1 pseudogene is annotated in these 494 nt (G+C 48.6%); it reads left to right on the top strand.

The features are described 5' to 3' along the window. Positions 1 to 494, top strand: a pseudogene (locus FE296_RS00225) (DUF5704 domain-containing protein); the annotation flags it as partial.

Genomic DNA, 494 nt, shown 5'->3' with positions numbered 1-494 from the left:
TTTGAATCGATGTCCAGAAGCAATGCCCAACCCGATGCCAACACAGATCTAACCTATCATCTGGCCAGCGACGAAGTATCTGTGGAGGTCATTGGGAGATTATACGACTTTGAAATCACGGACATTGCAGACTACAACTGGGAGCTTGTTTTCCGGCGATTTAAGGGCAGTATTGCCCCAACCTGGATCAGTTATTGGACGGGAACGCAGGGCATCGACGGTGACAAGCGAGGGAACAAACCGCAGTTCACCGTACCGATTCGCCCAGGTAGTCATCCGCTGCAAGGGTATCAGAATGTGGCTGTGAAGACGGGATATCACTTTAAGTTTGATTTCAAAACCAAGGGCAATATGTTCGGGCCCAGAGACGGTATTCGCCTGACTCCGACCTTTGATTTTGTAAGCAAAGATGGGAAAACACGCGTACCGGTAGATCTGTATTACTCGACGAACCAGCGAAGTTTTATTCGTATTGGTTCAGCAGAGGATCAAGT

Origin of the sequence: Paenibacillus sp. UASWS1643 (genome assembly GCF_008693195.1) — a bacterium.
GTDB lineage: Bacteria > Bacillota > Bacilli > Paenibacillales > Paenibacillaceae > Paenibacillus > Paenibacillus amylolyticus_B.
The sequence above is the reverse complement of the archived record's forward strand: the minus strand, read 5'-3'. Positions and strand labels throughout refer to the sequence as shown.